Source organism: Candidatus Filomicrobium marinum, from assembly GCF_000981545.1.
Classification (GTDB): domain Bacteria; phylum Pseudomonadota; class Alphaproteobacteria; order Rhizobiales; family Hyphomicrobiaceae; genus Filomicrobium; species Filomicrobium insigne.
Map to the genome: position 1 here is coordinate 3,729,562 of NZ_LN829119.1, position 18,341 is coordinate 3,747,902.

The 18,341-nt window shown below is 56.4% G+C and carries 13 protein-coding genes; 6 read left to right on the top strand and 7 right to left on the bottom strand.

Going from position 1 to position 18,341, the window contains the following annotated elements; all coding sequences use genetic code 11:
* Positions 1-157: 157 nt before the first annotated feature.
* Positions 158-1,648, top strand: a complete 1,491-nt coding sequence (locus YBN1229_RS17430; protein ID WP_052744055.1) for an ArnT family glycosyltransferase — start codon at positions 158-160, stop codon at positions 1,646-1,648.
* Positions 1,645-3,489: an aminodeoxychorismate synthase component I gene (gene pabB / locus YBN1229_RS17435; protein ID WP_082101199.1), complete on the top strand. Its 1,845-nt coding sequence runs from the start codon at positions 1,645-1,647 to the stop codon at positions 3,487-3,489. Before YBN1229_RS17430 ends, pabB begins: the two co-directional genes overlap by 4 nt.
* A gap of 43 nt (positions 3,490-3,532) precedes the next feature.
* Here pabB and YBN1229_RS18940 read toward each other — a convergent pair whose 3' ends face one another.
* Complete coding sequence (locus YBN1229_RS18940) at positions 3,533-3,730, bottom strand: hypothetical protein (protein ID WP_152025038.1); 198 nt, start codon at positions 3,728-3,730, stop codon at positions 3,533-3,535.
* 504 nt (positions 3,731-4,234) lie between these two features.
* Positions 4,235-6,043 carry a hypothetical protein gene (locus YBN1229_RS17440; protein WP_046480773.1) on the bottom strand — a complete coding sequence of 603 codons (1,809 nt, stop codon included), beginning with the start codon at positions 6,041-6,043 and terminating at the stop codon, positions 4,235-4,237.
* 1,049 nt (positions 6,044-7,092) lie between these two features.
* Here YBN1229_RS17440 and YBN1229_RS17445 point away from each other — a divergent pair.
* On the top strand, positions 7,093-7,983 hold the full coding sequence (locus tag YBN1229_RS17445; protein WP_046479453.1) for an alpha/beta hydrolase: 891 nt from the start codon (positions 7,093-7,095) through the stop codon (positions 7,981-7,983).
* A 107-nt stretch (positions 7,984-8,090) separates the two neighbouring features.
* On the opposite strand, the gene YBN1229_RS17450 is transcribed toward YBN1229_RS17445, so the two are convergent.
* Positions 8,091-8,624 (bottom strand): DUF2147 domain-containing protein, encoded by a 534-nt coding sequence (locus tag YBN1229_RS17450; RefSeq protein ID WP_052744056.1) that lies wholly within the window; start codon positions 8,622-8,624, stop codon positions 8,091-8,093.
* Positions 8,625-8,990: 366 nt separating this feature from the next.
* Here YBN1229_RS17450 and YBN1229_RS17455 point away from each other — a divergent pair, with 366 nt between their 5' ends.
* From YBN1229_RS17455 to YBN1229_RS17465, 3 genes are read left to right on the top strand one after another with little or no spacing between them, the layout of a single operon-like run.
* A complete protein-coding gene (locus YBN1229_RS17455) occupies positions 8,991-10,121 on the top strand; it encodes an ABC transporter permease (RefSeq protein ID WP_046479454.1) in 1,131 nt (376 codons plus the stop codon).
* A complete protein-coding gene (locus YBN1229_RS17460; protein WP_046479455.1) occupies positions 10,118-10,873 on the top strand; it encodes an ABC transporter ATP-binding protein in 756 nt (251 codons plus the stop codon). The genes YBN1229_RS17455 and YBN1229_RS17460 overlap by 4 nt, the downstream gene beginning before the upstream one ends.
* Complete coding sequence (locus tag YBN1229_RS17465; RefSeq protein WP_046479456.1) at positions 10,866-11,969, top strand: HlyD family secretion protein; 1,104 nt, start codon at positions 10,866-10,868, stop codon at positions 11,967-11,969. Before YBN1229_RS17460 ends, YBN1229_RS17465 begins: the two co-directional genes overlap by 8 nt.
* Before the next feature lie 112 nt (positions 11,970-12,081).
* Here YBN1229_RS17465 and YBN1229_RS17470 read toward each other — a convergent pair whose 3' ends face one another.
* The 4 genes from YBN1229_RS17470 to YBN1229_RS17485 form a co-directional block, all read right to left on the bottom strand.
* On the bottom strand, positions 12,082-13,077 hold the full coding sequence (locus tag YBN1229_RS17470) for a tellurite resistance TerB family protein (RefSeq protein ID WP_046479457.1): 996 nt from the start codon (positions 13,075-13,077) through the stop codon (positions 12,082-12,084).
* Between the two features lie 124 nt (positions 13,078-13,201).
* Positions 13,202-16,327, bottom strand: coding sequence for an efflux RND transporter permease subunit (locus YBN1229_RS17475; RefSeq protein ID WP_046479458.1), 3,126 nt, complete (start codon positions 16,325-16,327; stop codon positions 13,202-13,204).
* A complete protein-coding gene (locus tag YBN1229_RS17480) occupies positions 16,327-17,622 on the bottom strand; it encodes an efflux RND transporter periplasmic adaptor subunit (RefSeq protein WP_052744057.1) in 1,296 nt (431 codons plus the stop codon). Before YBN1229_RS17480 ends, YBN1229_RS17475 begins: the two co-directional genes overlap by 1 nt.
* Positions 17,619-18,269: a TetR/AcrR family transcriptional regulator gene (locus YBN1229_RS17485; RefSeq protein WP_046479459.1), complete on the bottom strand. Its 651-nt coding sequence runs from the start codon at positions 18,267-18,269 to the stop codon at positions 17,619-17,621. The genes YBN1229_RS17480 and YBN1229_RS17485 overlap by 4 nt, the downstream gene beginning before the upstream one ends.
* Between the last annotated feature and the right edge of the window lie 72 nt (positions 18,270-18,341).

Here is an 18,341-nt window from a genome sequence, read left to right on the forward strand (position 1 = left end):
CGGCCTTAGGGCCTGGCGGCGGAGGATTCTCGGCGGACGCTACAATATCAGCGGGCTTAAGTCCGCCTCAACCTTGCAAATCGCCCGCGATTGAGGCTTGCTGCCGCCGGCTGACGACACAACCCCGTTGGGCCATAGAATGCAGGGACTAATACGCATGAGCCAAATTGCCGGGACGTCTCAGAACCTGCAGGAGCGGGCGTGGCTCGGCGCCTTTGCCGCGGCACTGCTCGCACTGCTCGTCGTGCGCATCCTGGCGCTTGCTGTCAATGGGACGGACCTGTTTTTCGATGAAGCACAGTATTGGTATTGGAGTCTCGAGCCCGCGTTTGGCTATTATTCCAAGCCGCCATTGATCGCTTGGCTGATCCGGTTATCCACCGATAGTTGTGGTCTTTCCGAATTCTGTATTCGGCTGCCTTCACCCTTCCTGCACACGGCTACAGCCGTTGCAGTGTTTTGGATTGGTCAGCAGCTTTATGATTATAAGGTCGGCGTTGTGGCCGGTTTGGCCTATGCCACGCTCCCCGGTGTGTCGGTTTCGGCCGGTATCATCTCGACCGATGTTCCGCTGCTGCTGTTTTGGGCCCTGGCGCTTGGTGCGTTTGTACGGATGGTGCAGGGACCAGGCTGGTGGCCGGCACTTCTCTTCGGTCTTGCCTTCGGATTGGGTCTCAACGCCAAGTATGCGATGGCTTGGTTCATCGTTTGTCTGGCGGTTTATCTTGTTATGACGCCCGCCCGGCGGGATTTGCTGCGGGATGCGCGGCTCTACGTGGGGCTGGGGCTCGGCGTACTTATGATCGTGCCGAACCTCGTTTGGAATCTTGACCATAAGTTCGCGACGTTTTCGCATACGGCCGACAACGCCAAGTGGGGTGGGGCACTCTTCCATCCCGATAAGGCGGCAGAGTTCTTTGGCGCGCAGTTCGGCGTTTTCGGTCCGATTTTGTTTGCTGGGCTCCTTATCATTACCTGGCGCGCGTGTCGGCAGCGGCTACCGGATGCTGATCGGCTGCTGTTGGCGTTTTCTCTGCCATTGATTGCAATCATCACGCTTCAGGCGTTCTTGTCGCGCGCGCATGCGAATTGGGCGGCGGTCGCGTATGTCGCAGCGTGCGTTCTGGTGGTGGCGACGATGATGCGGGATGCCGCGTGGATTTGGCTTAAGACTTCGTTCGGCGTGCATATCGCTATGGTGGTGGTGCTTGTCGTGGGTGTTGCCGCTGCGGGACGTCTTACGCCGCCGATTGGAGCCGATCCTTTTGCGCGGACTTTGGGCTGGGAAGAGATCGCCAAAGCGACGCAAGCTAAACTTCAGGAGGCGCGAGAGCGTGGACAGCCGTTTAGCACGGTGATAACCGACGACAGGCCCGTAACGGCGGAACTGCTTTACTATATGCGTAATGATCCGACACCGATCCGTGCATGGCGCGGAGGCGGGCGGCCCCGAGACCACTTTGAATTGATGCAGCCCTTCACCGGCAGTGACGGCCCAGTGCTGTTGGTGAGTACAGTTGGCGAAAGGAGTTCCGTGATCCGATCTTTCGAAACCTCGGTGCCACTCGGCCAGCAGGATATTCCCGCAGGGCCGGCAGCTAGCCGACGCGTGTCGTTCTTCGCACTCACGGGTTATATTCACGAATGACCACTCAGAACCGCCAATTGCCGCGTCCGCCGGCGTCGAGCGACGCCGTGACGCTGTCGGAAGCGTTTGTGCTGCTGGACAATAGTTCCGGTTCGGCAGAGCCGTCGCTGCTGTTTACGGACCCGATTGAAATCGTCAGTGCAGAAACGCCGGAAGAGGTCGCAGCGGCGTTGGCGCGGATTGAAGCCGGGATCACCCAGGGCTATCATGCCGCGGGCTTTTTCTCCTACGAGCTTGGTTACGTCATGGAGCCCAAGCTCGCTCATCTCATGCCGAAGGAGCGCAACGTTCCGCTTCTGTGGTTCGGGCTATACCATCCGCCCCGGCGCATGTCTGGTGCTGAAGTGGGTGCATGGCTCGATACGACGACGCGGAGTGAAAGCCATGAATTTAGCTCGGTGACTTTGGCTTGGAGCCGAGAGGAATACGAGGCTCGTTTCGCCAAGGTTCAAGCGATGATCCGAGCTGGTGATATCTATCAGCTCAACCTAACATTCAAATCTCGCTTTCAGCTCAATGGTTCACCTCTGACCTTCTATCGCGATCTGCGGGCGAAGCAGCGGGTCGCGTTTGCCGGTATCGTGGACACCGGCAAAGTAACGGTGCTGTCTGCTTCTCCGGAATTGTTTATCGCGCAACATGATCGCGTTATCGAAACGCGGCCTATGAAAGGAACAGCGGCGCGCGCCGGTACGATTGAGGGCGACGCGTATAAGCGCAAAGAACTCGCGACTGACTCTAAGCAACGCGCCGAAAACCTTATGATCGTCGATCTTATGCGTAATGATATCGGGCGCATATCTGAGATCGGTAGTGTGGAGGTGACGGATCTTTTTACCGTTGAAACCTTCAAGACACTCCATCAGATGACGTCGGGCATTCGGGCGCAGCTCAAGGAAGGCGTTGGCTTGGAGCAGCTCTTGCGTGCGATCTATCCGCCGGGATCGATCACGGGTGCGCCAAAGATCCGTGCGATGGAGTTGATCGCAGAGCTTGAGACTGAGGCGCGTGGTGTTTATTGCGGAGCGCTCGGATATCTGGCGCCAGGCGGTGTCACTCAGCTTAACGTTGCAATACGGACGCCGATTGTGATGCGTGATGGGCGCGGGGAAATGGGTATCGGTTCGGGGGTTGTATTCGACTCCCAGGGTGGGCACGAATATGACGAATGCCTTCTGAAAATGAAGTTTCTAACGGACCCGCCGAAGACCTTCGAACTGATTGAGACGATGCTCTATGAGCCAGGCGAAGGGATCGTTCTCGAAGACCGGCATTTTTCACGGCTGGCGGGTTCTGCCGCCTATTTCGGTTTTGTGTATGATGCGGCAGCCGTTCGTGCAGCAATTTCGAATGCTTTGAGTGGGAGAGAGAATGAACGCCTGCGTGTAAGGCTGACGCTCTCGGAAGACGGGATTGTTAAGGTCACCGTTTCAAACCAGCCGGTGGCAAGTCCAGATTATGAGATGGGCTATGTCATCTCTTCCACGCGGCTTTCGAGCGCCAATGCGTTCCTATATCACAAGACGACAAGGCGTGAACTGTATGATGCTGAGTGGGCGGACTACAACGCGGCCTGCGGCGCTGATGAGGTGGTGTATTTCAACGAGAATGGAGCGCTCTGCGAAGGGAGCCGCACCAACATCTTCATCGAGCGTGACGGAAAGCTTTTGACGCCGCCATTGTCGGCCGGTCTCCTCCCAGGAACCTTCCGCGCCGAACTTCTCGCGAGCGGACGGGCTGTAGAAGCGCCGCTTGCCCTTCCAGATCTTGAAAACGCCGATACGGTTTATCTGGGTAATTCAGTGCGCGGACTATGCCGCGCAAAACGGTTGGCTGGCTGAGCGGAAATATCCGCTCAAGCCGTCGCGCTGAGTATATTTATATTCAACGCGATGTTCTGTCGTTGCCGACTGGACCAGCGGTCTGCTGCTGATCCGCGACGGGCACCATACCGGCTACGGGGTTAACACCACCGCGACCGATCAGTGCTGCAAGGAGGAAACCTGCGGCTGCCACCGTCAAAACGACGGCGGCTACAATCCCAGGCGATGACATTCGGATGCGATTAGCGAAATTTGTCAACGTGTACGGTTCCCGGTTCATACGAGAAACGTCACCCAGATGGGCAGGTTGAGGCGAGTCCAAATTGTGCCGCGCGACAGTTGGGCACATGAGAAAGCTAAATTCTGGGTTGGACAGCCGTCGGTTGTGGGTCGCTGAGAAATTCAACGCTAGTGGCTACAGCCCACGTGTCAAACACCCAAGTATTAAGAGGAAGTGGGAGAACAAAAGTACCCAGAACTCGCGATTCTCCAGAAAAGGAATCTTGGCGTCAAAGAACTTCATGATCAGTACAGTGACGGTCAAAATAATCGCTATTAGAAAAGTGATGATCCCCGGTGCCTTAAGCCCCATTTTTTAGTCTCCCGTCCCAAGTCTTTACGGTCCCTCTTGCGGATGTGCCGGGGCAAATCCGCTTCGGCTGACTGCTCTAGCATGAAACCGTACCAATGCGCTGTGGCCTATCCGCCTCTGTTGACGGTCTCACAATCTTTGAAAATTGAGGTCAGGCCTTGCCTCTGTTTGCTACGCGTCGGTGCCAATCTTCGATGGTCGCCTCACGCTGAAGAGGCGACGGAGGAGCAACAGAAGAATGACCAACGCGACCGCCAATGCCCCCAATGAGAGGGGATGTTTATTGACGAGGAGGGACGGGCTGACGCGGCCATCCCAAACGAGTTTGAAATCGGAGGCAACCTTGGTGGGATCTACGGAGGTATCATTTCGCAGCATCATCTCTACAGCTGCGTTCTGATCGGAGCTTGCGACGACAGCATTGCGCACACCTTCCGACGCCAGAACCTGCATTTTCGCCGGTGAGGCCGCAACGGCGCGCAAAACGCGTTCGCGGGGTTCACGTTTCAGGCCGGTAAGGTAGCTGCTTAGTGTCGCCAGTTCATCGCTGGTGAGGCTCCGTGACAATCCAAGCAAAGAGGAGTCGCCTAGTTCTAATAAGATTTCGCGAGCGTCGCGGTTGACACCGGCGAGCCGGGCGATGGCGATACGATCTTTCAGAGCGAGAACGCGTTGCAGCGTGTAGGTGGAAAACGAGTCCGGACTGGCTTGCTGATAGATACCGTACTCGACAACGGCACTGATGTTGTTTCCAGCCACTGCCGACCACTTGAGAGCAGTTTCAAGAGAGCGTGTAGCGCGCGCAATCTCCATCGCGGGTTCTGGCAGACTGGTGATTGCTTCGTTCAGAGTGCCGTTCTCCAGCCGCGTGAGAACCCCGGTTTCGCCTTCACTTGCCAGAACGAGACCGACAACTTCATCCAGACGCCCAAGGTCGGATTGTCGGACGTTATCGAGGAAGGTTCTAAATTCTTGATTGGTTTCGGCGAGTTCGAGTGCTTTCAAGTGCGCGCTGCGGAAATCGCGCCAGACCTCGACGACGCGGTCAGCAGCCGCAGCGCCAATTTCGTCGACATGACTGCGCATTTGCTCACTTAGGCTCTTGGCCAATTCTGCGCGAACCTGATCTTTGCTGGCATCCGACTTCATTTCCGATGCGATGATCGGCAGGACACCGTAACGCAGATCCCATAAGTCCTTCGCGATCAGGACAAGGCCGACGCCGCCCGCCACAACCGAGACAAGGCGGGACAGAACACTGCCGACCATGCGCTGCCCAACGCTCCGCGCGAGATTTGCGAGTTGTCGACGTACAAGGAGAATAGCTGCGCCAGTGATGCCCGCGCTGGATTCGCGTAAAATGGAACCCGCCGATATATCGGCTCCCCCAGCGTCCGACGCTCCAGCGAAATCTCTTTGCGCATCATCGCGAACGATTGCGCTGACCGTTGCGCCGTAGCGAGGCCCAAGATAGCTCTGCAGGCATTGCAATGCCGGTTGGGAGGCGTCGCGGGTTGCTTGCTCGATGCGGCCACCAACTTCCAGGCCGACGGCTGTCGCGAGATCGGCGATAGCCGTTTTCATTGCGTCCGAGCGATAAACGCGTTCGGCGACTTCAGTTGCCAGTTTCTGGGCCTGCTCTTTATAAGCGAGAGACTTAAGCAGTGTGCCCCAGCTTGACTCGTCGCGGACCTCAGCAACAGCGATGTCGACGCGATCATCAATCAGTTGACTGACGTTGTTCTTGCGCCATTGCTCGGCGACAAGGGCGTCGTAGTCGACGGTGCCAAGGTTGGTTCGCAAGGCGCTTGTCGTGACGGCCTTGATCGCGGATCGGAAGGCCTCCTCATCTTGAGCTTTGCAAGCTTCGATATCAGGCAGCGGGATTGACGTTTGGGCGTGAAGTGGCTCCAGAACCGGCGCAAGTGAAAGCGTCAGGCTCAAAAGTATGGAAACCGGCAAACGATAGGCGCGCAGCAACGATTCAACCTCCGCTCGATAATTTTGCCAAATCCGCACGCGACCAAGTCAGTGTGAAGTGCGCTGCGCAATTTCCGGTAACTATAACGTGCGCGCTTGTGGTTAATAGTGACAACGATTTCATATTTTTCAGATGGCGAACTTTTGAGCAGAGCGCGGTGAAGTTATGGAAATGTGCCGGGGGCGTTTTGCAATTTCGATAATGAGAAATTCGTGATCGGAGAGGCATCGCTACCCAGGGAGGTGGAAAGGCCCTGATCACAACGGTGATACATTAACCTTAACATCATATTTCTAGGCGCGTCTGAGGCTCTTTGCTCAGGACTTTGCGCGGCCTACGGAAATGTCGCATACCTTAGTCTCGTGTTGTGCATATGCCACAATGGACGAGCTATGTCAGATGTACGTCTACGAATCTACAGCATTGCCACAATTGTGGAGATAAGACGTAACGAGCGGCTTACCCGAATTGTCGCGGGCATTCGGTCATACGGGAGTCACAATTATATTGCGGAAAGTGCCGCGGTCGTGGACGGCGGAAGCGTGACAACAGATGTGTCAATCCGCACACAGAGGGCGTAAATGCGTTGCGTAAGTTATCGATAATGTATCCTTATAGATATGACATTACGAAAAGATTCATTTTACGCGTTTCAATTTTTGGATATTCGCAATTGCGTCACGTTGCCCTATCGTCAAGGCGATACGTTTCGTTCAGTAGGTGACATACAAGCCAATTAACGGTGCCATGACATTCTTTGTCTTATAAGGCCGCCGGAAAGCTCAAATGATAGCAGAGGGAGTTTTAGCCTGCGAATTAGCAGGAGGGTATTCGTCGCGGTGAGGTTGTCGGGATGAGCGGGATGACCAGAGCGGCGGAATAAACCTTCTCGGTAGAGTCACCGAGCCAAGCGGGGGACGCCAATACATTATGGCAGTTCCGTAGGTTACACGCGCGGGAGCATGTGTCGGCTAAAGGTCGACGCTCGCAGTGATAAAGATCGCCTACACAAAGCTCGGCTCGGATGTCAGCGGAAGCGTACAGAAGCATGAACAAAAAGAAGAATACAGGGTATCTGAGCAGCATACATTACGGGGGCGGCAAAGTCGGGGTGCTGTTGTTCCATAGCCTCGGCGGGACGCCCATGGAGCTTAAATTCTTAGCTCAGGGCATTGCGCGCAACGGCTACACGGTGAGTTGCCCTATGCTTCCCGGTATGGCGAATGGTACTGACGTGCTTAGCCTTTCGCGGTGGCAGGACTGGTATGCGGAAGCCGAAAAGGCCTTCGACGAGCTCAAGGCCAAGTGCGATACGGTTCTTATTGGCGGGCTTTCGGCTGGCTCTATTGTCGCGATGCGGCTTGCTCAGCAGCGGTCTAACGAAGTGGAAGGCCTGCTCGTGTTTGCGCCGACGTTGTGGCCGAACGGCTGGGCTATTCCCTGGTATTTCAATTTTTATCGCTTGGTTACGCAGCGTTGGTTTGCGCGGATGTTCCGTTTCAAGCAGCGCGAGCCGCACGGTATCAAGGATGAGCGCGTTCGCAATTTCATGATCGAGGCGTTCAAGGGCTCGGGTCCTGGCGTCGAGCAGGCTTATGCGCGTTCGGGCGTGATGGTGTTGGAGTTCCATCGACTGGTGAAGGCTGTGAAGCGCAACCTAGGTGCGTGCACGGCTCCGGCGATCATCGTCCATCCGCGTCACGACGATCAGAGCAACCTCTCTAACACACTGGTTTTGCAGAAAGATCTAGGTGGATACGTCGAGACGATCGTGCTTGATGACAGCTACCATATGGTTACGCTCGATCGGCAGAGAGATATCGTGATGGAGCGTGCCGTTGATTTCGTTCAGCGCATGCTCGCGCGGCGTGACCAGCAGCGGGCACGTGTCGGAAGCGTTGGCGTTGCTGATGCGGTGCAAGCCGGCGCTGCAGAATAGTTCACGAGAGCTGCGCGCTATTGAGAGAAAAATAAAAGCACAGCGCTTGGAATTGTGCTGTGCTTTTTTATTTCCAGGAACCTTTCTGGAGGCTCTTGGTTGCTGCCTTAGCGCTTGCTCCCGTTCGCTTCGGCTAAATCACAATTGGGTAGATCGTCGGGGGCTTTGCGCCAAACGAGAGTTTTGCCAAACATCTTAATTCCAGCGTAGCCGCGGACCTCCAAGACATCGGCGCCTGCGCTCTTGATTTCGACGTCATAGGACTTGCCGACCTTGGGATCGTAGATCCAGCCGCCGTCCCATGTGCCGTCGCCCTGGGGCGTAAGTTGGCCGAAAACCTGCATGCCACACACGGGACGCATGCGCGCATTTGGGTTTGGGTTGTTGGCGTCGTGAAGCGGTTCGCCTTTGCTGTTGAGAGGCGATTTGAGCCAGTGGATGTGGCCACACAGGTAGGTGCCGCATTGAGAGATTTTGACAGCACCACGACCGGTGTCGTCATACCAAATGCCAAGTTCCTGAGGTGGTTCCTGGGCGATCGCTGAGCCTATAGTCGTATGAATGACGAGCGCGCAAGCCGCGGCGCCGCCTGCGGCGATGACGCGCAGTTTCCGGGTTGAGGTCAGTGAAAGACTTGACATGGCTGGGCTTTTCAATAGTTGACGAGAGGGTTTTAGAGGCTGATGTAAACAAAATAAGCGGCGAAAGCTTGGTTTCTCAACTGTAGGCTAATATTTTACACTCTGATGGATCGGGGCTCGGCTTCGAGATAGCCGGAAAATCGGTCGTAGCCTTCAAAAAACTTATATCTTGCCATACGTTAACTATAAAATTGTATTGTAAAACCTAACGATATGGCATGATTTTTCGTTCCCGCGCTAATGGCCCGATAGGAACGCCTTCTAGGCGACAGAATTCGGACCTTGCTAGCGGCACTCTATGCGCCTGCGAAGTTCTTGTTGAACTGATGGCGATAAAAATCAATGGCGCAACGCCGGGTTGGCTAAATGGTTCTGACACTCGCATTTCGAAACCTATTTCATGATCGCGTACGACTTACGGTTACGTTGGTCGGCATTCTCTTTTCGATTGTGCTGGTCGCGGTTCAGCTTGGCCTTTATCTCGGCGCGAGCCGCATGATCACAGCGAACATCGACCAAGCAGATGCGACGCTCTGGATTACGGCGTTTGGGGCGAAAAGTTTCGAGGATGGCGGTGCGCTGCTAAGCACGCGCGAACGGCATCAGGCACTCGCGACACCTGGCGTTGTTTCGGTGACGCCTATCGTGGTGAAGTTTGCCGAGTGGCGTAAACCTGAGGGCGGCTCTACGCGTGTTGTCGTTGTCGGATCCGACGCCGAAGACGGTGCGTTAAAGCCCTGGAATTTGGTGAAGGGGACGTGGGAAGACATCAAAGCACCGGACGCGATTGCAGTTGATCGCACCTATCTTTCTGACCTCGGTGTTCATGGGATTGGCGATTCTGCGCAAATCGACTTTGGGCGCGTTAAGATCAATGCGTTGACAGACGGCATTCGCTCATTCACGCAGTCACCTTATGTTTACATGCCTCTATCGCGTGCGCGGCAGCTCCTCAATTTGCCGAGCGATATTGCGACCTTTCATCTTGTAAAACTCGCACCAAATGCCGATGTCGAGACGGTTAGAAAACAATTGCTGAACCGGCTTGAGTCGGCGGAAGTTCTGACAAAAGAAGAATTTCACGACCGTAGCCTGAAACAATGGTTGTTCCGTACGGGTGCTGGCGTTGCGCTTATTGGTGGCGCTTTGCTCGGTATTCTGGTGGGCACTGTAATCGTGGCGCAAACCCTTTATTCCAGTACGAAGGATCACATCAACGAGTTTGCAACTCTGCGTGCATTAGGATCTTCATCCGGATATATTCACAAAGTAATCCTAGCCCAAGCAGGCCTCAGCGCTATTCTTGGTTATATGCTAGGCATGATATTGGCGGGCGTGATTGTTTTTGCGAGCCAGTCAACGCCGCTGCCAATTCTAATGACGCCGCAATTGGCGGCCGCACTCTTTACCGTGACCGTGTTCATGTGCGCCATCTCGGCGATATCGGCCATCGTCAAGGTAACGAAGATCGACCCAGCGACGGTGTTTAGCCGATGACCACGAGTAAGCCAGTTCTGGAAGCTAAGGGCATCGTGAAAGAGCTTGGACGCGGTGCGGGCAAGGTCGTCGCTGTGAAGGGCGTTGACCTGTCGCTCGTGCCCGGCGAACTCACGTTGCTCATGGGGCCTTCAGGCAGTGGCAAGACTACGCTCCTTTCGATCCTGGGCTGTATCATGACTCCTACGGAAGGGTCGTTGACCGTCGCAGGGACGAACACGGAGGGGCTCAGTGCCGAGCAACTGGCGGAGTTGCGACGCGCTCACATTGGCTTCATTTTCCAATCCTACAATTTGTTTCCGACGCTATCTGCTCTCGAGAACGTGCGCATCGCGCTCGATGTCCGGGGGCAAAAAGGTTACAAAGCGGCGGCGCGCAGCGAAGATGTTCTGCGCGAGGTTGGGCTCGGTGCCCGATTGATGAATTACCCCGGCAATTTGTCGGGTGGTGAGCAACAGCGCGTGGCGGTTGCCCGCGCCATTGTCAGCTCACCGTCTATCGTTCTCGCCGATGAGCCGACCGCTGCGCTCGATAGTGAGAACGGTCATGCCGTCATGGAGCTCTTGGCGCGGATCGCTCACGAGCAGAACCGTAGCGTTCTTGCCGTGACACACGATCCGCGAACGCTCGGCTACGCCGATCGCGTGGTCAAGATTGAAGACGGTCTTATCGTCGGCGAAGAGCGCCGGCCGCAGGGGCTAGATGCTCCAGAAATTACGGATTTGACAAAGAGGCGCAAAGCTCATGCCTAAAATTAACTCGACCTTGGCAACGTTCGCTATTGCGAGCGTTCTGGCGGCTTCGATAGCATCGACGGTTCTCAAGCAGAGTTGGACCGCGGGTGCAGCGCATGCCCAGACCGCGGCGGAAGTGGATTCAAACTCGGTTATTCGCGCGCGGTGGGCCGCTTCGGCGACTGGGCGGATCGAGCCCAAATCGGGTGAGGTCAAGGTTTCGGCTGAGACCGGCGGATTGGTCGTTGAGATTCCCGTCGCGACGAACGCGCAAGTTCGCAAGGGCGATATTCTGGTCAAGCTTGATGCGGATGACGCATGGCAGCGGGTCGTAGCAGCACGTTCAGAAGTTGAGGTGCGCAAGCGCGAGCGCAGCGAGGAAGAGGCCACAGGGCCTGCGCTTGATCGCCGCCGCGCGGAGGATGCGTTGGCAGATGCCGAACGTTCGCTCTTTGACGATTGGCGGAAATTCGACGACACCGCTGAGCGTGTACGGGCGGGCGATGCGTCTGAGGCCGACCTTGCCGATGTGCGCAAAGCTGTCGATGAGGCTCAGACGTTAGTGCGCGATGAACGCAAGAATTTCGCCAAGGTTGCGGAGCGTTCAGACATGCCTCTGCCGACACGGCTGGAGACGTCTTTGACGATTGCGCGGGCTGAGCTTTCCATGGCTGAAAATGCCTATGAAAAGACGCGTGTACGGGCGCCGTTTGACGGTACGGTCTTGAACGTGATCGCGCGCGAAGGCGAGATCGCAACACCGGGCCCGCAATCACCTCTCGTCCTTTTTGGTAACGTTTCGGGATTGCGTGTGCGCGCAGAAGTCGAAGAGCGTGATGTTTCCAAGATCCGCGTTGGTCAGAAGGTCGTCATTAAGGCCGACGCCTATCCTGATCGTGAATTCACTGGCGCAGTGACTGAAATCGCGTCGGCGCTGGGTAGCCCGCGTATCGCGTCACGTGGTCCGCGTCGTCCCAACGATGTCGATGTATTGGAAGTGGTTGCTGATCTGGATGGATCACCGCCGCTGCTGACAGGCATGCGTGTCGATGTCTTCTTCAAGAAGGATCAGGATCAGCAGTCGTCAGTTACGACGGGCATGAACAACAACTGACAGCCAACGCTGTCTATTGCCTCGGATGGTTTGAGACCGGCTGCGGTAAAAGACAGAAATCGAAAGGGGAGGCGTTTGGCCTCCCCTTTTTTCTCGTATCTAAAGAATATAGCTAGGCGCCAACTTGGCGTGCTGAGGCATTGAGATGTGCAGCCAGCTCTGGCTCAATGTTGAGCCGTGAGGCGAGGCTGGCCAGAAAGTCTTTTTCAGCATCGGAATCGGGTTCGATGGTAATGCGCGCGGCTGTGTAGACCCGGACTGCTTCTTCCTTAGATCGGATCGCTCCGGCTATTTCGTCGATCGATGCGGGGTGATTGAGTTGGGCGGCGAGGAATTCTTCGGCCTCTCCGTTCAGGCCATGTTGGGGAAGACTGCCGAGAATTGCATTTTGCTCGATCGAGTCGACCCGGCCATCCGCTGCTGCGGCGGCCACCATAGTGCGGATAAGCGTCAACGCTTCCCTATTGCTGACGGCTGAGGGTTCAAACCCTGAGCCTGGAGGAGGTTCGGCTACGACCTCGTCCTTTCCGGTGATCAAAGGCCGACCTTGCTGGTAGTTTTGATAAGCTTTGTAGGCAAGGCCGCCGATGAGCGCCAGCGCACCTATCTTGGCCGCGCCCACGGCGACTGAACGGCCCGTCTGAGTGCCGAGGATCAGGGCGCCGAGGCCGCCCAATGCCGCACCAGCGCCGAGCTGGTTGTTGGCGATCATTTCGCGGACGGTGGCGATCAGTTCTTCTGGTGATTTGCCGGAAAGTTGACGGACGGCATCGCCGACGCTGTCGCTGGCTCCCGTGGCTTCGTCGATCTTGCCGGCGCCTTCACGGACGCCGGAAGTGGCTTGGCCAAAGACTTGGCCGAGAATGTCACCGAGGCCGCCTTCAGCGCCAATTTTTTCCTTTAGGTTGTTGAGGATGTCGCCAATGTCGTCTCCTGACGACGATGGGGGCGCTGCGGCGCCTGCATTTTCTGAGTTCTTGTCGGGAATGATATTGCGCAGGAGGTCGCCAAGTGGGTCGCCGTGTGCTGTTGTATCTGGTGCGCCTGATGTGTGTGCGGGCTTTGCGCCGCCCACCAGTGCATCGAGGAGGCTTTTCGCGTCAAACATGGATTTAGTTCCCTTCCGGGCTGCAAGAAATTCATTTTGCGACGAACGGTGAACGCTAGCTGATAGCGCTAAGTTCGTGGTGTGGGGCAATAAATTTGTTTCCCGATTAACAATCCACCGTGACCTATTCGGCCGAAGCTGCTGGAGAGCCTGACGGAAGCGGTTTTGCGGAATGCGCGGTGGGCTCATCCGGTTCGTCGACGGCGCCAACGAAACGCCCGAAGACACGGCCTAACACGCGGCCCACATCGTCCATGAGAACAAAGACGGCGGGTACAAATACAAGTGAGAGCACCGTCGAAGAAACTAGGCCGCCGATTACAGCGATGGCCATAGGCGCGCGGAACTCACCGCCAGAGTCGAGGGCCAAGGCTGATGGCAGCATGCCGCCGATCATTGCAATTGTCGTCATGATGATGGGTCGCGCGCGTTTGCGGCCAGCGTCGACGATGGCTTCATTGCGCGGGACGCCGCTCGCAATTTCTTCTACAGCGAAATCCACGAGCATGATGGCATTCTTGGTCACGATACCCATAAGCATGAGCACGCCGATGACGACAGGCAAGCTGATGGAGTTTGCTGTTATTGCTAGGGCGACGATGGCGCCACCGATCGAGAGCGGCAGGGAGAACAGAATGGTAACGGGCTGCAAAAAGCTTGCAAAAAGCAGGACTAAGACAGCGTAGACCATCATCAAGCCAGCGGCCATGGCTTGGCCAAAGCTTTCGAACACTTCCGCCATAACCTCGGCATCGCCGAATTGCTTGATCACAACGCCTTCGGGCAGGTTTTGTGCGGCCGGCAGTTTCATAACTGCGTTCACTGCATCGCCCAAAGGAGTGCGACCGACCAGATCGCCTCCGATGAGGACGCGGCGGGTTCGGTCGTAGCGATCGATAGATGTCGCGCCTTGGCTCAGTTCAAAGCGCGCGACGGTGGATAACGGCACTGATCCGCCGGACGCTGTCGGAACCTTGATACTCTCGAGCATGTGCCGATTGGCGCGCGCGCTGTCGGGAAGCTTGACGCGAATGGGGATTTGCCGGTCGCCGACGTCAAACTTTGCGAGGTTGGCGCCGATGTCGCCGATCGTTGCGATGCGGACCGCTTCAGAAATGGCTTGGGTTGTTACGCCGAGGTCGGCTGCAACATCGCTCTTTGGAAAGACGCGTAGTTCCGGTCGATCGAGTTCCGCTGTCGAGACAACGTTGAGGAGTTGCGGGAGGCGATTGGCTTGGCTCGTCAGTGCAGCTCCCACGCGATCAACAGCTTCGCCGTCTCGGCCGGATACGACGAGCTGGAACTGGCGTTGGCCGTTGTCCTGGAGGAACCAGTAGCGCACGTCCGGGATGTCGGCCAGTTCACGGCCGATCTCTTCCTGAATTTCGGCTTGCGGTTTCTCGCGTTTGTCCTTGGGCTTCAACGTGATGATGAGAGTCGCCTTACGCACCTCGGCGCCAGAACCCATCAGGTTGCCGCCGTTGACGAACACGCTTTCGACATCAGGACGGCGGCGCAGGTGGTTGGCAATGCGTTCCGTGACTTCGCGCGTGTCCTCAATGCGTGAGCCCGGTGGCAGTTCAATGGCCAGGAGGGACCGGCTGACGTCTTCTACCGGAAGGAAGCCGGACGGGAGCAAATAGAATGAGCCGATCGAGCAGAAAAAGATCGCAATGCCGAGAAGAACGGTTTTGATGCGGTGATGGACGGACCATCCGACGAGACGCGTATAGATCCGGAGGAGCCAGCTTTCTTTTTCGACGGCTTCTTTGTTGGACCGCATGAAGTAGGCGGCGAGGAGCGGTGTTATCAATCGCGCGACGAGCAACGAGAACGCGACGGCAAACGCCACGGTCATGCCGAATTGCCTGAAGTACTGTCCGGCGATTCCACCCATGAAGCTGACGGGCATGAAGACTGCGATAATCGTGACCGTAATCGCGATCACAGCCAGACCTATCTCGTCGGCCGCTTCAAGGGCTGCGCGATAGGCGGATTTGCCCATGCGCATGTGGCGGACAATATTTTCGATTTCGACGATGGCGTCATCGACCAGGATGCCAGTAACGATAGTTATTGCGAGAAGCGACACGAGATTGAGCGAGAAGCCCATGGTCTCCATCGCCCAAAATGTCGGAATAATCGAGAGGGGCAGGGCAATTGCCGCGATGATGGTTGCGCGCCAGTCTCGGAGAAAAACAAAGACGACGAGAATGGCGAGGACGGCACCTTCCATCAAGGTCTTCATGGTCGATTCAAACACCCCGTAGGTGTAATCGACGGTGTTATCGATGCGTGTAAAGATGACGTTCGGGTATTCGGTTTGGAGCTGTTTAATACGTTCTGCGACTGCGTCAGCTACGTTGGTGTCGCTGGCTCCTTTTGCGCGCGAGACTGCAAAAGCGACGACGGGTTCGCCATCGAGGTCGGCGAATGTGCGTGGCTCTTCGACAGTATCAACGACCTTGCCAAGTTCATCGAGCCGGACGTAGCGGTTGCCCGGTAGCGCAATGCTGGTTGCGGCCAGATCTGCCACGGACTTCTGGCCAGCCAAGGTACGGATTGCTTGTTCGCGTCCGGCAATTTCACCCCGGCCCCCGGCGAGGTTGATGTTGGTTGCGCGGATCTGTTGGTTCACGTCACCTGCAGTGATGCCGAGTGAGAGAAGCCGATCAGGATCTAACTCAACATGGATCTCACGGGTGACGCCGCCGATGCGATCAACAGCTGAGACGTTGGCAACGCTTCGGAGAGCACGCGAAACGGTATCATCAACGAACCACGACAGCTCTTCTGGGGTCATCGCCGGCGCGCGCGCCGAGTAGGTCACGATAGGAAGACCTTCGATTTCGATACGCTGAACGATCGGCTCGTCGATGGTTCGTGGCAGGTCTGCGCGGATGCGCGCAATTGCGTCTTTGACGTCGTTCAATGCGCGGTCGGGATCAATTTCCAACCGAAACTCGATCATCGAGGTGGATGAGCCTTCGGTGATCGTCGACGTTTGGTGTTTGACGCCGTTAACACCGGAAATGGCATCTTCGACTTTTTTTGTGACCTGCGTTTCGAGTTCAGAAGGCGCGGAGCCGGCTTGAGTAATCAAGACCTGAACAATCGGAATGTCGATGTTTGGGAAGCGTGTAATGGGCAGCGTGCCAAAGCTCAGCGTACCAATCACAACCAGTACCATGAAAAGGACCAGGGCGGGGACTGGTCGTCGTATCGACCACGCTGAGACGTTGGTGTTCATTAGTTTGCCTCACTGATTTTGGGTGAGGGCTTGATTGGTCTGACGTGGTCGCCATTGCGCAGAAATGTTCCGGATTTGGCGACGACGACGTCACCTTCCGTAAGACCGGATGTGATCTCCATAAACCCGGCGGCAATAGAGCCGATCTCTACCTCGACGGTTTCCACCTTGCCCTCCACAATGCGCTGGACCATAGGGCGCTGTGCGGTATCGCTTGTCTCGTACAGTACCGCTGACTGTGGGACCGCCAATCCGTTTGTGCGTGACGTTTCAATGGTTCCGCGCGCAAAAGCTCCAACACGCAAGTTTGGGTTTGCGCCAAGAAAGATACGGACGTGACCGAGCCTTGAGGCGATGTCGACCTCTGGTGAGATAAGGCGGACGGTCCCTTCAACCATTGGTCCGCCGGATGCGCTGATCTGAGCTTTCTGTCCGATTTTCAAGCGCGTGAGTTTGGTTTCGGGCACTTCGGCGTCGAGTTCAATCTCGGCATCCGAGACAAGCAGGAACAACGGGTCCTTTGTGCTCGAAACGAGGCCGCCGATGCGCGCGGTGCGGCGAGAGATCAGGCCGCTGGTCGGGGCTCGAATTTCCGTCTTCGATAGTTTCCAATCCAGTTCCCGGCCCTGAGCTCCAGCTTGGTTCTTCTCGGCTTCGGCGAGGACCAGGCCATGCTTGGCTGCCGTCAGCTGGGCTCGCGCGGTACGTGCTGTCGCCCGGCGCTGGTCATATGTGCTCTCGGAAAGATATCCGGAGGAGCGCAATGGCGTTGCGCGTTTTAACTCGGCTTCCGCTTCATCGAGGCGCGCTTCAGATTCCACGATCAGGCTCTTGGCTCGGTCGATGGCAGCATCGGCACGTGCAATGGTTGCCGTGATTTGGGCGCGTTGGGCCGAGAGCGCCTCGCTTTCGAGTGTCGCGAGCAGATCGTCTTTCTTTACGTAGTCACCCTCTTCGGCCGAAAGCTCCACAATCCGCTGGCCTTCGATTTCCGCCGCCACGAAGATTTGCTCGCGGGCAACAAGAGAGCCCGTGACCATAACGGTTTCGACAAACAGTGCGGGTTGGACTACCGCCACTGAAACTGCAATTGCCGAATCCTCAGGCGCTACGGCCTTGGAGGAAGAGGATTGCTCTTCGGTTGTTTCTTTGCTCGATTTATCTGCGGATTTGTTATCGGTTTTGGATGGCGCGAACTTCTCAGCCAACTGCTTTTGCAGATCGCCGTAGACGTAGGCGTAGCCGCCGGCGGAAAGCACGGCCACGACCGCGATCAGTAGAAGCCACTTTTTCATGCGTCTTCCTCGATCTCGGCAGGTCTGGCCGGCGTCGCGGCACCTGGTTGTTGTGAGGTTGGGTTAAAGAGCGTTTCGACGATGCTGGTGATCGCAGGCAGCAACGGCTTGGCGTCGAAGTCTGGAATAACAGCACGCCGCCACATCAAGCCTTCGCCAATGACGCTGAGGAGTTCAGCCAAAGTTCGCGCATCGAGATCTGGTTTGATGCGACCTTCCTGTTGGGAACGCTCGATAACTTCCCGAAGGCTGCTCACTACAAAACCGTCGACGGAGTTAAAAATCTCACGAATGCCATTGTTGCGTGTGGCTTCCAGTCCGATTTCGGCAGTCAAAATGCGCTTATATTGGGGTTCGTCGACCGTGTAGTACTCGGCAATCTTTGTGAGAGCTGTCGGCAGATCCGGGGTATCCGCGACCTCGGCGAATTGGCGTGTGAGATTGGACCGGTCACGTTCCGCACTACCAGCGATTAGGGCTTCTTTCGAAGGAAAGTGACTGTAGAGAGCGCCAGCACTAATTCCCGCTTCAGCGCAAATCTCAGCCATCGTACATTGATGGAAGCCGGAACGCGCAAAGCAGCGTTCCGCAGCGTCAAGAATGTGCTCGCGACGTGCCGTCAGAGTTTCTGGCCTTAACTTGGGCATGGGTGGCCGAACCGAAAGGTCGAGGTTGGATCGAGTTGTCTGCGGCACTTGTTCAAGTGCTGTGGTTGGGTG

Excerpts from the sequence above, each read along its gene's own strand:
- YBN1229_RS17430 (WP_052744055.1), top strand. The coding sequence starts at position 158 with ATGAGCCAAATTGCCGGGACGTCTCAGAACCTGCAGGAGCGGGCGTGG.
- pabB (WP_082101199.1), top strand. The coding sequence starts at position 1,645 with ATGACCACTCAGAACCGCCAATTGCCGCGTCCGCCGGCGTCGAGCGAC.
- YBN1229_RS17445 (WP_046479453.1), top strand. The coding sequence starts at position 7,093 with ATGAACAAAAAGAAGAATACAGGGTATCTGAGCAGCATACATTACGGG.
- YBN1229_RS17450 (WP_052744056.1), bottom strand. The coding sequence starts at position 8,624 with ATGTCAAGTCTTTCACTGACCTCAACCCGGAAACTGCGCGTCATCGCC.
- YBN1229_RS17455 (WP_046479454.1), top strand. The coding sequence starts at position 8,991 with ATGGTTCTGACACTCGCATTTCGAAACCTATTTCATGATCGCGTACGA.
- YBN1229_RS17460 (WP_046479455.1), top strand. The coding sequence starts at position 10,118 with ATGACCACGAGTAAGCCAGTTCTGGAAGCTAAGGGCATCGTGAAAGAG.
- YBN1229_RS17465 (WP_046479456.1), top strand. The coding sequence starts at position 10,866 with ATGCCTAAAATTAACTCGACCTTGGCAACGTTCGCTATTGCGAGCGTT.
- YBN1229_RS17470 (WP_046479457.1), bottom strand. The coding sequence starts at position 13,077 with ATGTTTGACGCGAAAAGCCTCCTCGATGCACTGGTGGGCGGCGCAAAG.
- YBN1229_RS17475 (WP_046479458.1), bottom strand. The coding sequence starts at position 16,327 with ATGAACACCAACGTCTCAGCGTGGTCGATACGACGACCAGTCCCCGCC.
- YBN1229_RS17480 (WP_052744057.1), bottom strand. The coding sequence starts at position 17,622 with ATGAAAAAGTGGCTTCTACTGATCGCGGTCGTGGCCGTGCTTTCCGCC.
- YBN1229_RS17485 (WP_046479459.1), bottom strand. The coding sequence starts at position 18,269 with ATGCCCAAGTTAAGGCCAGAAACTCTGACGGCACGTCGCGAGCACATT.